General features: G+C 65.4%; 12 protein-coding genes and 1 pseudogene. 7 read left to right on the top strand and 6 right to left on the bottom strand.

The genetic code is table 11. From position 1 onward, the window contains the following. Positions 1-802 precede the first annotated feature (802 nt). From DOL89_RS19425 to DOL89_RS25650, 3 genes are all read left to right on the top strand, one after another. A complete protein-coding gene (locus DOL89_RS19425) occupies positions 803-2,356 on the top strand; it encodes a Fic family protein (RefSeq protein WP_119681004.1) in 1,554 nt (517 codons plus the stop codon). Between the two features lie 45 nt (positions 2,357-2,401). Continuing rightward, the gene (locus DOL89_RS19420) at positions 2,402-2,659 is read left to right on the top strand and encodes a hypothetical protein (RefSeq protein ID WP_119681003.1); all 258 of its coding nucleotides are present in this window, start codon (positions 2,402-2,404) and stop codon (positions 2,657-2,659) included. Positions 2,660-2,862: 203 nt separating this feature from the next. Continuing rightward, positions 2,863-2,994, top strand: a complete 132-nt coding sequence (locus DOL89_RS25650; protein ID WP_404813502.1) for a hypothetical protein — start codon at positions 2,863-2,865, stop codon at positions 2,992-2,994. A 445-nt stretch (positions 2,995-3,439) separates the two neighbouring features. Here the strand turns inward: DOL89_RS25650 and DOL89_RS19415 are convergent, their stop codons facing one another. The 3 genes from DOL89_RS19415 to DOL89_RS25395 all read right to left on the bottom strand — a co-directional run bounded on the left by DOL89_RS19415 (position 3,440) and on the right by DOL89_RS25395 (position 5,221). After that, complete coding sequence (locus tag DOL89_RS19415; protein WP_119681002.1) at positions 3,440-4,138, bottom strand: RES family NAD+ phosphorylase; 699 nt, start codon at positions 4,136-4,138, stop codon at positions 3,440-3,442. After that, positions 4,132-4,542, bottom strand: a complete 411-nt coding sequence (locus tag DOL89_RS19410) for an MbcA/ParS/Xre antitoxin family protein (RefSeq protein WP_119681001.1) — start codon at positions 4,540-4,542, stop codon at positions 4,132-4,134. The genes DOL89_RS19415 and DOL89_RS19410 overlap by 7 nt, the downstream gene beginning before the upstream one ends. A 484-nt stretch (positions 4,543-5,026) precedes the next feature. Then, complete coding sequence (locus DOL89_RS25395; RefSeq protein WP_205574711.1) at positions 5,027-5,221, bottom strand: site-specific integrase; 195 nt, start codon at positions 5,219-5,221, stop codon at positions 5,027-5,029. A gap of 779 nt (positions 5,222-6,000) precedes the next feature. On the opposite strand from DOL89_RS25395, the gene DOL89_RS19400 reads away from it, so the two are divergent. Then, positions 6,001-7,584: an ISL3 family transposase gene (locus DOL89_RS19400; protein WP_318658541.1), complete on the top strand. Its 1,584-nt coding sequence runs from the start codon at positions 6,001-6,003 to the stop codon at positions 7,582-7,584. Between the two features lie 132 nt (positions 7,585-7,716). After that, the gene (locus tag DOL89_RS19395) at positions 7,717-9,240 is read left to right on the top strand and encodes an integrase catalytic domain-containing protein (protein ID WP_119681000.1); all 1,524 of its coding nucleotides are present in this window, start codon (positions 7,717-7,719) and stop codon (positions 9,238-9,240) included. Positions 9,241-9,290: 50 nt separating this feature from the next. Here the strand turns inward: DOL89_RS19395 and DOL89_RS19390 are convergent, their stop codons facing one another. From DOL89_RS19390 to DOL89_RS19380, 3 genes and pseudogenes are all read right to left on the bottom strand, one after another. Continuing rightward, positions 9,291-10,355, bottom strand: coding sequence for an ISNCY family transposase (locus tag DOL89_RS19390; protein ID WP_119680999.1), 1,065 nt, complete (start codon positions 10,353-10,355; stop codon positions 9,291-9,293). Positions 10,356-10,563: 208 nt separating this feature from the next. Beyond that, positions 10,564-11,938 (bottom strand): annotated as a pseudogene (locus tag DOL89_RS19385) (ISNCY family transposase). Between the two features lie 161 nt (positions 11,939-12,099). Further along, the gene (locus tag DOL89_RS19380; protein ID WP_119680998.1) at positions 12,100-12,318 is read right to left on the bottom strand and encodes a hypothetical protein; all 219 of its coding nucleotides are present in this window, start codon (positions 12,316-12,318) and stop codon (positions 12,100-12,102) included. A gap of 152 nt (positions 12,319-12,470) precedes the next feature. On the opposite strand from DOL89_RS19380, the gene DOL89_RS19375 reads away from it, so the two are divergent. Continuing rightward, on the top strand, positions 12,471-13,061 hold the full coding sequence (locus tag DOL89_RS19375) for an NAD(P)/FAD-dependent oxidoreductase (protein WP_119680997.1): 591 nt from the start codon (positions 12,471-12,473) through the stop codon (positions 13,059-13,061). A gap of 239 nt (positions 13,062-13,300) precedes the next feature. Further along, on the top strand, positions 13,301-13,888 hold the full coding sequence (locus tag DOL89_RS19370; protein WP_225889990.1) for an NAD(P)/FAD-dependent oxidoreductase: 588 nt from the start codon (positions 13,301-13,303) through the stop codon (positions 13,886-13,888). Positions 13,889-13,899: the final 11 nt, after the last annotated feature.

Genomic DNA, 13,899 nt, shown 5'->3' with positions numbered 1-13,899 from the left:
GGCGATCGCGAATGAGGAAATGAGCTGCCGCTGCCCGTTTCGGGATCGCCCCATCGGCGGCGATCCGCTGATGCGCACGTATGCGGGCAACCGGCAGCCCAGCCCCGATGCCACAGGACAACCACCCGCACCGGATCAAGGCGCATGCCGACTGCATTCTCGGTCTCTAGGGGGAGCAGTGCAATATCACGCTGGTGGACATACAGCGCCGCCTGGCCGAACGCGGGCTGCCTGTCGGCACCGACGCGGTGCATCGCTTCTTCAAGCGCCACGGCGTCACACGCAAAAAAGACCGGGCACGCGGTCGAGCAGGACCGACCGGACATCCTGGGGCGGGGAATATCCGACACCTGCCTCCGCAGGCATAATCAAAAGCAAGCGCTGGTGTGCCGCGCGTTGCAGGCCACCCCATTCAAGTCACCTGCCATATCCGCCGCAGGGGTGGGGATCGCGTGGCAATGCCCGCCCACCCGTAGCAGCCCCCGCTAGATGGTGGAGCGCCCCTTTCCTGGCTGAACCGATGCCGCCAACCGCCCCTTTGCCTGTATCATCACGGTCCGGGAGATCCTCGCCCACCAACATCGGAGCTCGGAATGGGGCCGGACCGCTCACTGGGGAAAAGGCCAATGCGGTGCCAGGGGGCGGCGTGCGCGTCGTTGCATCCGGCAAACCGGTTGTGGTCAATAGGTTGCCCAGAATCCATTTTCAGGAAAATGGACTTTTGGCACCAATTTTCATGTGTCAGAATCGGCTTTCAGGATAGGGATTTCCAGGGGACCAGACCGCAAGAGGCACGATTTTCATGGCTTTGGCTATACAGATTCCGTTTTCAGGGCCCGTATCCGTTTTTCAGGAGAGACGGCTTCCTGAGACCGCGAGTCCTGCGGGCTACAGCGCTCTAATCGGTGCGTACGGGCTGAAAGTGCCGCTGCCACGCCTTCTCTGCGCCATCGGTGCGCGCCACCGTGTTCTTGAACGGGATGGCTGGCGCATCCTGACGCCGCGCCATGCGCCGGCCGCGAGCCTGGACGGCCACCTGACCTTCGCCCTTAAATATGAGGGGCTCGACCTCGCGGTCTTGAAGCGGCTCTTCCTCGCGACTGGGCCTACCCCTGTTGAAGCGCTGGTCCGTGCTAAACCAACCGGGACATATGCCCGGCGCATCTGGTTCCTGTATGAATGGCTGAACGCCGACAGGCTTGACCTGCCGGACGCGCAGACCGGTAAATACACCGACGTTCTGGATACCAGCCTGCAATGGGGAGTCGCGGGCGAAACAGCCCCACGCTACCGGCTGAGAAACAACCTGCCCGGCACCTCATCATTCTGCCCACTGGTCTTCCGGACCGAGAAGCTTGAAAAGCTCATTGCCCTCGACTTGCCGCAGCGGGCGAAGGACATTGTCGCGGACATACCGCGCGATTTGCTCGCCCGCACTGCCGCCTTCCTGCTGCTTAAAGACTCAAAATCAAGCTATGCAATCGAGGGCGAACACCCGCCGCAGGACCGTATCCAGCGCTGGGGCCGTGCCATCGGCGAGGCCGGCCGCAAGCCCCTCGACACTGACGAGCTGCTCCGCCTGCAACGCATTGTCATCGGCGATGCCCGCTTTATAAAGCTCGGCTTCCGGGACGAAGGCGGCTTTGTCGGCGAGCATGACCGAGACACGCGGCTGCCATTGCCCGACCATATCAGCGCAAAGGCCGAGGATTTGCCGGCGCTGGTCCGCGGTATGATCGCCTTCGCCCAGGGGCCGGCGCAGAAGATGGACGCCGTCATCGCCGCAGCGGTCCTGGCGTTCGGCTTTATCTATATTCATCCGTTCGAAGACGGAAACGGCCGTCTTCACCGCTATCTGATCCACCATGTCCTGGCTGAGCGCGGCTACAATCCGCCCGGCCTTGTCTTTCCTGTCTCCGCGGCGATCCTCGACCAGATCGACTGCTACCGGGAAACGCTCGAGACCTACTCGCAACGCCTGCTGCCGCATGTCAGCTGGGAGCCGACGGCGCAGTTCAACGTCCGGGTTCTGAACGACACCGCAGATTTCTACCGTTTCTTCGACGCAACCCCCCACGCCGAATTCCTCTATGACTGCGTCCAGCGAACAATCGAGCATGACCTTCCCTACGAGACGGACTTTCTTCGTCGCTACGACGAGTTCCACAACCGCATACAAGCCATGGTCGACATGCCCGAGCGCACCGTCGACCTGCTCTTCCGCTTTCTCAAACAGAATAGCGGAAAGGTCTCTAACCGAGCCCGCGCAAGGGAGTTCGCGGCCCTGAACGACGAGGAAGTGGAGAAGATCGAGGCAATATTTGCCAAGGCTTTTGAGGTGCCCCCGGGAATCTGAACTGGGTAATCAGCTGGTCCGGGAGTTGAGAAGAGGCCTGGGAGAATGGGCGTGGCAACGCAAGCGGTATTGGGCGGACGTCACAATGGAAAGGTGGCGCTGAACGCGGCCAAGAGTGAACTGACCCTGGCGGAACTGACCTCGAACCTCGGTATGCATCAGCCACTGGCGGCAGCCTGGAAACAGCAAGCACGAGAGGGCATGGCGGCCAGCTTCAACGGCAAGATGGAGGTGACCCAGGAGACGAGCGAGGCGGAATTGAACCGGTTGCACGCCAAAATCGGCCAGCTGGTTTTTGTCTAAGGCTTTCGGTCGGTGCGCATCGAGCAAAGGCGGAAGATGATAAGCCTCAGCACAGAGGCCTGCTAGCGAGAGCCCGCGGATTCGGGAGCGGAAGCGGCTGATCGACGAAGCGGTCCTGGAGGGACCGTTCTCCGGGCGCGGCGGATGGCCCGCCATCTCCGCTAATAGGGCTGTGCGGTCGGGCGATAGCGGGTGCGCGGCGGATGGCACGACAGGGCAGCCAGCTCACCAGCCGCCGCTTCGCCACGGTGCGAAGGGGTGCAGGCGTGCGGATCTGGATGGACGGGCGGGGACGCTGGATATATTGCGTGTTCATCGAGCGGCTCTGGCGATAGCTCAAGTCCGCGTGCATCTACCCGCATGCATTCGACACCGGATCGGAGGTGCGCTACGGCCTCTCCCGGCGGACCAGGGCCTACAACACAGCTTGGCCGGATTCCGCCTTGGCTGGATGCCCCCCAACAAACTGTGTCAGTCGATCCTGTCCGGGGGAGGCCCGGGACAGGAGGGTTCTCACAGCATCATTGGCGGCCTGACCATCCCCCGGCGATAGTGTCGCCACGCCGCCAATCTGTCCAAAGCACCAAGTTCTCCTCCGCCTGCCCGGGCGTCCTGAGTCTACTGGCCGCGTGGGCGCGCTGGCGATTTCTGAACCGCCGCCGTGGGCATGCCCCCGTGCAGCTGCGCGATGCCGGCGCCCAGGGATGATATGGCAGCCGGTCGTCGCGGAGCGACGAGTTGGTCCACGCCGCCGCCCGGGGCGGCCCAGCGGAGCCGGGCTCAGGGAAGCCCATACCAGTTCGCGCCGCCAGCGATGAAGTACCGGCTGACCCGGGCGCCATCCCAATGATAATAGAGGGTCCGGGCCTGGGTGATGGGCAGGCTGATAAGGTTCGGCCAGAACAGCGCCGCCGCATTGCCGGCCGGATATCGGACGCTGGGGTAGAGAATACCATTGCCTCCGGATGCCCGCAGGCTGGCCCCGAGCGCCTGGCCTGCCGCCCAGCTGTCCGGGTCGAGGCAGGCGTCGAACCCGCCGCCGCGGATGCTGTGCAGCGCGCACGCCACCCGGGCGTTCAGCTCCCTGAACTGGCTGCTGCCGGCCGGTTCATGTGTCCGCCGCATGAAGCGTTCATGGTGGTGCACGGTTTCCATGAGCGCCACCTCGAACCTGTCCCCGCAGTACCAGATCCCGTAGGAGCCGTCGGAAAACCGGCCGGGCCGGTCCGGAGAGGCATGCGTGAACGCCCCCATGGCAAGGCTGGCGGTGGGGCCGGACAGCCGCTTGTCCGCCGGCACAAGGCTCAGATTGCCGACCTGGTCCCGGACCCGCGGGTTGGTCTTGGCTTCGGCGCTGGCGATCAGATCCCAGTCGGCCGGATCCGCGATGTCCTCGAACAGGAACACCGGCGGGTAGATGGTGCGGATGATGCGGTAAGCGGGGCGCCAATCGATGTTCTCGGTTGGCGGCGCTACCATCCGCTGCGCTCCGCGTCGAGATAGGCGCGCACGGCCGTGATATCGCTCGGCGCACCGGCGAGCATGCGGTCGAGGGCCGACTTGCCGGCAAATGCCGCGTTGGGCTTCTTGATCCAGTCATAGGCCCGCACCGGCTCGGCAAACATGTATCGCAGGGCCTTGTGAATGCCCATGAGGTCGCCGAGACGCCAGGCGGTGTCCCGGGGCACGCTGCTGATGTCGCCGCGCTTCCAGCGGTAGAAGGTGGACGGGCTCGGCTGGCCCAGCAATATGCGGGCCTGGGTATCATTCACGCCCCAGCGGACGAAGAGGTTGAAGACTGCGCGCATCATGGCGGCGGCCTCTGCCGGCGTGACGTCAACAGTCGCCGGATCTTCGACCGTGGTCCTCAGCAGCTGTGGCATAACCGCCCTCTCCCCACCAAATGACATGCATATACGTAATCAATGTCATTTGACACAACAAGGGCTTTCAAGGCCAAGTCCGCCTGTTCAGGCAAATATCGCTGCAAAGGGCGGTGGCGCCTGGCCGCCAAACACCACTTGTTCTTGCGTGGACCGCTAGAGCTTAAGCCGCGGCGCTGATCTGCAGCCGGCCTCGGCCGTCAAGCGCACATAGGCTTCCACGCTGCGGGCCTGCCGGTGCCCGGTCTACTGCATGATTTCCCACGGGATCGCTCCGGCCAAGGCCGCTTCAGTCACAAAGCCCAACCGCAGGAAATGGCTGGCCAGATCTGCCGCCGGCGCCTGGGCCACATTTGCCGGCACGCCGGCCGCATGCTGGGCCGCAATCGCCGTGCGCCTCACTACCAAGGCCACTACCCGGTCCCCAGGCGCTGGCAGCCGATCCGGCCCCAGCGATCCACCGGCCGGAACAGCGGACCGGTTCTCAGCTCCGCTCCTGCCATCTGCCGGGGCCGCCAGCATCGGCCTTGCCGGGCTGGAGGCGCAGCCGCAGACCTGCGCTGGTAATCTCCACATCCAGCCCCACCAACTCCGACCGCCGGAAGGCCCCGACGAAGCCAATAAGCAGGAGGGCTCGGTCGCGCTGCCCCGCCAGACCCGGGCCCAATGTGGCCAGCATGGCCCGCAGTCCGCCAGCATCAGGGCTGCCTTCGGCCGAGGCCGCGTGCCCAGCATACGTCGAATACTGCGTCGGGCTTCCACCAGCAGCGGGGCGGCACGGTCCAGCCGGTGGCCGGCCGGAGCCGCGTCGCGCGGTTGGCGAGATACGGCGCCACGGTGTCTGAACTGGCGGGCAGGGCCACCCGGCCGTGCGCGCCGCCCGCCATGACCAGATCCGTTGTCGCGGGTCTTTGCCGCGCCTAGCGGCGGATCGCCGACTTCCGCATTGCCGTTCTGCGCATCCCGACCTCCACACGGCTCCAAGGGTACCACCTGCATTCCACAGCAACCTCACCATCAGGCTGCCCTGGCGGGGGATGCTGCACCAAAGACACGGCTGGCGAGCCGGCCCGCGGGGCGGGAGAGGGGCTGCGGCAGCCTTGGTGCCTTGAAGCCCGCAGAAACCTGCGCCGGTCGGATAAGGCCGGCGAGCCCCCCAGACCGGCGCAAGAGCTGTGCTCACCTCACGTGCCCTGCCGTCGGAAGCCCGTCATGACCATACCAGTCCGGCTTTGCACGAGGTGAAGACCTGCCGGTATTTACAGCCGGCTCCGCAGACTGCCCCCGCGCGGCGGCTGGAAGCTGCTGACTGCTGCGCGGCAATCAAGGTGAGAACCGCATTGCCTCGTATCAAGCGACATCAGGAACTGGGCTCTTCCGCAGATTTGGTGATGGCCCTAGGCTGGCCGGCCGCGGATGCGCACATAACGGGAACCTACCCGTTGCCTGTTATGCATTGTGCCCAGACGCATTCTTCCTCTCATTCCGGCTGGCCTCTCGGTTGAGCAGGTTGTGCCGGAGCCCGCCAAGATCAGCATCATCGTCGAGCCGGTGCCCGGCACGGCGACCTGCCCCATTTGCCAGCAGCGGAGCAGCCATGTACATGGCCGCTACCGGCGCACCCTGGCCGACTTGCCGTGGCAGGGGCGGGCTGTGGCGTTGGTGGTGAGAGCACGCAAGTTCCGCTGTACGAGACGCGGTTGCCCCCGCCGGATCTTTGCCGAGCGCCTGCCAGAGGTGCCGGCCTGGGCGCGCCGAACCGGCAGAATGGCGGGCATTCTTCACCAGATCGGATTGGCTCTGGGCGGATCGGCCGGATCCCACCTGTCCCAGCGGCTCGCCATGACGGTCAGTGATGACAGCCTGCTCCGTCTCGTTCAGCGCAGAGCCGTGCCGCTGGCACAAACGCCACGTCTGCTGGGCGTGGACGACTTCGCCTGGCGCCGCGGTCAGCGATACGGCACCATCCTGCTCGATCTGGAAACTCACAAGGTCGTGGATCTCCTGCCTGACCGCGAGGGTGCCACCTTTGCGGCTTGGCTGAAGGACCATCCCGGCGTGGAGGTAGTTGCCCGCGACCGGGCCAACGCCTATGCCGAGGGCATCCGAGTTGGCGCGCCTGAGGCCATTCAGGTTGCCGACCGTTGGCATTTGCTCCGCAACAGCACGGATGCATTCCAGACCGTGCTCGACCGCAACTGGCCCCGCCTGCGCGATGCGGCCAAGGCTGTTCTGGCCAGAGCCGTTGGAGCGCTGCCGGAACCAGGGCCCAAGGTGCCGACCAAAGCAGAGCTGCGGCAGAGAGCTGCCCAAGCGGACCGGGTGCAGCGCTTTGAGGAGGTGGCCCGTCTAGCTCACGCCGGCATGGGATTGCGGGCCATCCGGCGGGAAACCGGCCTGAGCCGCAACACGATCCGGCGTTGGTTGCACGAGGGCCGCCCACGCGACTGGAAGAAGGGTGGGCGCGCCAGCATCATTGACCCGTTCCTTCCCTATCTGCGCAAGCGCCTGGGTGAGGGGTGCCACAATGCCACCCAGCTGTGGCGGGACATCCAGCAGCAGGGCTATCCAGGCAAGGTCATTCTGGTCCGGGCTACCGTTGCCCGGCTCCGGAACGGCGATCCCGCCTATGCTCCCGCTCCAGCACAGCCGACTTGGCGCCGGCCCAGCACCCGCCAACTCGCCCGCATGCTGCTGGGCAGCTCCAAGCCGACCGGGATGGACGCCGCGTATGTGGACGAGGTGCTGGCCGGTGAGGGTGAGATCCCGGCTGCGACAGCGCTGGCCAGGCGGTTCTCGGATATGGTCCGGGCGAAGGACAAAGCCGCGTTCCCGGCCTGGCTTGCCGATGCGCGCGGGGGAGTGCTCGGCGGCTTTGCCGAGGGCCTCCGGCGTGACCGGGCCGCCGTTGAAGCCGCCTTGTCACTGCCCTGGAGCACGGGTCCGGTCGAGGGCAAGATCACCAAGCTGAAGCTGATCAAGCGCGCCATGTACGGCCGCGCCAGCATCAGCCTGCTCCGCCATAGGCTCATCGCCGCATGACCCAGTCCATCACCAAATCTGCGGAAGAGCCCAGTTTCACATGTCGCCTGACACCTCGCCAGAAATGCTCCCGGAAGCTGGGCCGTTGCCTCACATAGAATGCTCCCCAGGACGATCGGGCCGGGGGGTACGATGAGGAAGGTAAGCATGGCGACGCGCGATGAGCTGGTGGCGGCGGTGGCAGCACGATACGGTCTGTCGACGCGGGCGGAGAAGAAGGCGATCCTGGACGAGTTCACGGCCGTGACAGGGCTGCATCGCAAGCACGCGATGCGCCTGCTGCGGTCTGGTCCCGGGCCGAGGGAAACGGTCCGGCCGGCCCGCCGAACCTACACCGACGCGACGCGCGAGGCGCTCGTTGTGATCTGGGAGGCATCGGACCGGGTCTGCGGCAAGCGGCTTAAGGCCATGCTGCCGCTGCTGGTGGAGGGCATGGAGCGCCATAGCCACCTCCGTCTTGATCCAGGCGTCAAGGAACAGCTGCTGGCGATGAGTTCAGCTTCCATCGACCGTGCCTTGCGGCCCATGCGGGAGAGTGCCGGGCGCTCCCGTCGGCGGCCACCCGCCTCGGCCGTGCGGGCCAGCATTCCGGTGCGCACCCACCAAGACTGGAACAACCCGCCGCCCGGGTTCATGGAGGCCGACCTGGTGCTCCATTGCGGGACGGCCACGAAGGGCAGCTATCTGCAGACCTTGGTGCTCACCGATATCGCCACCGGCTGGACGGAGTGCGCGCCGCTGCTGGTGCGTGAGCAGCGCCTGCTCACCCAGGTGCTGGACGAGGTTGTGAAGATGCTGCCGTTCCCGCTACTCGGCCTGGACACAGACAATGACAGCGTCTTCATGAACGAGACCCTGCAGGCCTGGTGCGCTGAAGCCGGGGTGGAGTTCACCCGCTGCCGCCCTTACCGCAAGAACGACCAAGCCTGGGTGGAGCAGAAGAACGGGGCGGTGGTCCGCTGCATCGTGGGCTACCGGCGCCTGGAAGGGCTTGAGGCCGCTGCCTGCCTGGGCCGGCTCTATGCCGACGTGCGCCGGTTCGTCAACTTCTACCAACCCTCGTTCAAGCTGGTCAGCAAGGAGCGTGACGGAGCGAAGGTGCGGAAACGGCATCAAGCACCGGCAACGCCCTGCCAGCGCTTGCAGGCACATCCGCAGACACCGTCCGAGACCAAATCCGAACTGAAGGGGATGGTCCAAGCACTCGATCCGGTTCGGCTGCTGCGGGACATCCGCTCCGGGCAGGCGGCTCTGGTCGCCATCGCCGATAAGGTCGCGGCAGCCCCATCAGGCAAGGAGGATCCGCCGCCGCTGGACGCGTTTCTCGCTGGCATGCGCACGGCTTGGCAGGGTGGGGAGGTTAGGCCCACGGCCCTGCCGAAGGCCAAGCAGAAGCGTGGTCGCCGACGCCCTGACCCATTCGCCGCGGTGGACAGCCAATTGCGCGACTGGTTTCTCGCAGAGCCCTGGCGAACCAGCTGCGAGTTCCTGGACCGCCTGCAAGGCGAACATCCCGGCCGGTACCCCGATGGCCAGATACGCACCCTGCAGCGGCGGCTCAAGATCTGGCGCATGGAGCACGCCCATGCACTGGTGTTCGGCAGCGGCAACAAATTAGACGCTCACGCGGATGCTCCCCCGGGAGCATCCGCGTGAGGCAACAGGTGCGGCTCATGGGAGCATTCTCGGATGAGGCAACACGTCTCTCACTCAGATTGTCGCGCCATAGCCCGGGCCACCCGGTGGCCGCGGTCCAGGATGAGCATCATGCGGTTGTAGTGCAACGTCAGCGCGGCGGTGACCGTGCGGTCCTCGCGCCAGGCCAGCGCCTCATCCAGGTTCTCGTAGGGCGCCAAGCGGCGGTGCGCGTCGTCCGGGCAGCGCGCAGGCTTGGCGAAACGTCTGTTATAGTCGGCCACGAAGCCCGGCAGCAGCCAGTTCGCCGCCTCCACGGTGCAGGCGCCGGCCAGGCGCAGTTCCTTGACGAGGCGGTCCTGGAGCGTGAGGTGCGCCCGCTCCACACGCCCCTTGGCCTGCGGAGAGGGCGCGCACAGGATCTGGATGTCCAGGTCCCGCAGCGCCCGCCCGAACTGGGTCATGCCGTCGCCACGCTTGGCCTCACGGTTCACCCGGAAGATGCCGTGGCGGTCGGAGTAAAGGGCCAGCGGCTTTCCGTAGGCGGCCACGTAGTCGCGCGTCGCCTGCATGTAAGCCAGCGCGCTCTCGGCCGGCACGAACTTCAGGTGCATGAGCCGGCTGGTGGCGTCGTCCACAAACACCAGCAGCGAGCAGGCAGGGCCGCGGTCCTCCAGCCAGGGGTGCTCGCAGCCATCCACCTGGACCAGTTCGCCCAGCCGCTCGCGCCGGGGTCTGGGCTGGTGCACCCGGGCGAGGTGCGCCTTGCGGCTGGTCCACAGGCCCGCGGCGGCCATCCAGCCCCGCAGGGTCTCGCGGCCCACCTTGACGCCGTGCAGCGCCAATAGCTTCTCCGCCGCCAGCGTCGGGCCGAAGTCGGCGTAGCGCTCGCGCACCAGCGTTAGGGCTTGGTCGCGCACCGCCGCGGGCGTGCGCCGGTTACTCGGCCGGCCGCGCCGGCGCGACGCCATACCGGCCGGGCCTTCGGCCCGGAACCGCGCCAGCAGCCGGAACAGCTGGCGGCGGCTGACGCCCAGGTGGCCTGCTGCCACCGCTGCCGCCATGTGTCCACCGGCCACCTCGGCCAGCACCTCCACTCGTCGCAGCTCCCGCGAACTCATCATCACGAGCACCATCGCCGCCTCCCTGGACACGCACCCAGGAAGAGGGTGACACTTCTATCCGGCAGGGCGGTGACATCACTATCCGGCGTCTACACCCGCTTACACATGATGTCGGTGCCAAGTAGAGATGTCGCTGTTTGTGCAGGATAGAGATGTCACTGCTGGCCGGGGCGGGCGGGGCGCGCAGCCCCTCCATTGCGCGCAGCGCCCCGCCCGCGGCTCAGCTCGACAGCGACATCAATCCCCTGGACTGGGCCGTGCGCTTGAGGTTGTTGTTGCGCCGACGTGGCCGCTCTGCCTGTGCTTCTGCCGCAAACGCCAGGGCTGCAGATAAGCGCTTGTTGTCGACGATGGCGCCCTGGTCCACCTGCCGCAGCTTGTCGAAGGCGCGATAGGGCAGGTCGACGCCTTTCCAGCGGATCGCCAGCCGGCCATCAGGATAATCATACACGGTCACCCGCTGCCGGGCCGCGGCCCGGGTGATCCGGTTGGGCTCCAGCAGGAACATCACCTTGTTGTAGTGCAGGGTCAGGTTTGCCGTGACGGTACGCTGCTCGCGCCAGGCCAGCGCCTCGTCCAAACTCTCATACGGCGCCAGCGGCCGGTGCACATCCTTGGAATTGCGCGGCGCCTTGCCAAAGCGCTGGTTGTAATCGGCAATGAAGCCCGGCAGGAACCGGTTCGCCGCCTCCACAGTGGAGATCCCTTGCAGCCGCAGCTCCTTGACCAAGCGATCCTGCAAGGTGAGGTGCGCCCGTTCCACCCGGCCCTTGGCCTGACAGCTGTTGGCGCACAGGATGTCGATGTTGAGATCATGCAGCGCCCGACCGAACTGGGTCATGCCGTCGCCACGCAGCTGGGCGCCGGGCCGGTTCACCCGGAAAATACCGTGCTTGTCGCTGTAAAAGGCGATCGGCTTGCCATAGGCGGCAATGTAGTCCCGCGTGGCCTGCAGATAGGCCAAGGCACTCTCCGAGGGCACGAACTTCAGATGCATCAGCCGGCTGGTGGCATCGTCCACAAAGACCAGCAGCGTGCAGTGCGGACCGCGCTGCTCAAACCACCAGTGTTCGCAGCCATCAATCTGCACCAGCTCGCCAGGGCAGTCGCGGCGATAGCGCGGCTGGTGGACGGCCCGGGCCCGCATCCGCCGCTCCAGCCAGAGGCCATCGGCAATCATCCAGCCCCGCAGCGTCTCCCGGCTGAGCTTGATCCCGTGCAACTCGGCCAGCTTTTCGGCCGCCAGCGTCGGGCCGAAATCCGCATAGCGCGCCCGTACCAGCGCCAGCGCCGTGGCCCGGACATCCTCCGGCAGCCGCCAGCGTCGGGCCGAAATCCGCATAGCGCGCCCGTACCAGCGCCAGCGCCGTGGCCCGGACATCCTCCGGCAGACGATGATTGCTCGGCCAGCCGCGATGGCCGGACACCAGCCCAGCCGGACCAGAGTGCCGGTACCGCTTACGCAGCCGCAGCACCTGGCGCCGGCATAAGCCCAAAATCTCCGCCGCCGCACCAACCGTCAGCTTGCCAGCCTCAAGCTGAACGAGAACCTCGACGCGCGACAATTCCAATCGGGTCATGGTCACCACCGTCATCGGATGTCTCCCTGAGCGGCTGTAAAGCGGCCACACAGAGTGACATTTCAATCTGGCCAGGGGGTGACATCTCTATATGGCGCTTACACATGACTTTGCCGATAAGCATGATTATGGAAAACAAATGGTCCGGCGTGCTCACTACGGGAGCTGTTGATACCTTACTTCTTCGGGTTCCTGGGCTGTACTGCCCCGGCGACTGCGAGTGCATAAACCAGCGGCGTCACGCGCTGCTTCGCGGGATCGATCCCCAGGGCGCGGCATTCTTCGACGAAGCGTGCAAGAGCTTCCGTATCGTGCGCGCGGTGCCGTTGCGCCATTTCGGCGGCCAGCTCTTGCACGGCTTCCATGGGATTCTCGTCGTCCGGTTCTGTCTTCATCTGATCCCCCAGCGTTCGGGGAGATTACGCTGTCCGTTTGCGCTTGTCCCAAGCGAATTCACTGTAAGCGTTTCTCCATCCATGCGTTGGTCGCACGCAAGGAAGGTCATCTGCTATGACTGATTCATGAGCACGGTTGCCTGGGAGAGGACATGGAGACGGTGGACTGCGTGGTCGTCGGAGCCGGCGTGGTCGGGTTGGCGGTTGGAAGAGCGCTGGCATTGAGCGGTCGCGAAGTGCTGGTGCTGGAGCGCGGCGCGGGAATCGGCCAGGAAACCAGCAGCCGTAATTCCGAAGTGGTCCATGCCGGCATCTATTATCCGGCCGGGACATTGAAGGCGCAGCTCTGCGTGAAAGGCCGGGATCGACTTTATGCGTATTGCCGGGAGCGTGGAATTGCCCATCGGCAATGCGGGAAGCTGATCGTCGGCACTCGGCCGGAGCATCATGCGACGCTGGAGGGCTACCGCACCCTTGCCGCAGCAAACAGCGTAACGGATCTACAGATGCTGGATCGTGCGGCGGTGAGGGACATGGAGCCGAAGGTGGAGGCGGTAACTGGCCTGCTCTCCCCCTCCTCCGGAATCATCGACAGCCATGCGCTGATGCTGAACCTACAGGGCGACATCGAGAATTCTGGCGGAGCGGTGCTGTTGCACACGCCGGTTCTGGGCGGGCGCATCGGCGTCGATGGGCCGGAATTGGACTCTGGGCACTATCGCCTTAGCTCATGCAGCCACTAGAGCTTGAGTCTTGGGCGATTTGGAAGCCTTTCGGCTTCCGGTAGACCTCACCAGGACCGGCTTCACCCCACCTAAGTAAGGATTGGTCAGTCGTGGGTCGGCGGGGGCCCCCCTGCTCCCGGATCGGTCATGGCGCAAAGCCTTGACCCGTAAGCGCGAGCGGCCTCTTCGTCCGGGAAGAGGCGGTTGAAGTCGCGCAGGGAGAGGGCCGTTTCGTTCATGATTTGTACAGTGGGTTTGTGGCCGCCTTAATCAAGGCGAGAGGCCCGGAACTGGATATCGGCGGGGCCGAGCCTATGCGGCTGGCTTGCCGCACGGTAGTGGATGCGGCCGGCCTGGGCGCGCAGAATCTGGCTCTCGGCCTGGGTGTTCAGGCGGATCGGGTGCCGGCGCGACATCTGGCAATCGGACATTACTACGTGTTGAGCGGTCGCAGCCCCTTCGGGCGACTGGTCTATCCAGTGCCTGAGGATGGCGGGCTGGGCGTGCATGTTACTGTTGATCTGGGAGGCCAGGCCAAGTTCGGGCCGGACGTCCGCTGGATCGAAGAGGTTGATTATACTTTCGACGACAGCCGCCGTGAGCGGTTCCTGACGGCTATTCGCAGCTACTATCCCGGACTGGAGGAAGCGCGGCTTCAGCCGGGCTACACGGGCATCCGACCGAAACTATCGGGTCCGGGCGGCGGATTTGCCGATTTCCGGATCGATTTCCCTAAGGAGACGGGCGTTCCGGGACTTGCTTGCCTCTACGGCATCGAATCGCCCGGACTTACGGCGTGCCTTGCAATTGGAGAGTATGTGGCTGCCGGTCTGGCCGCCCGATAGGCTTCAGCAAG

The sequence above is a fragment of the Indioceanicola profundi genome (assembly GCF_003568845.1).
GTDB lineage: Bacteria > Pseudomonadota > Alphaproteobacteria > Azospirillales > Azospirillaceae > Indioceanicola > Indioceanicola profundi.
The sequence above is the reverse complement of the archived record's forward strand: the minus strand, read 5'-3'. Positions and strand labels throughout refer to the sequence as shown.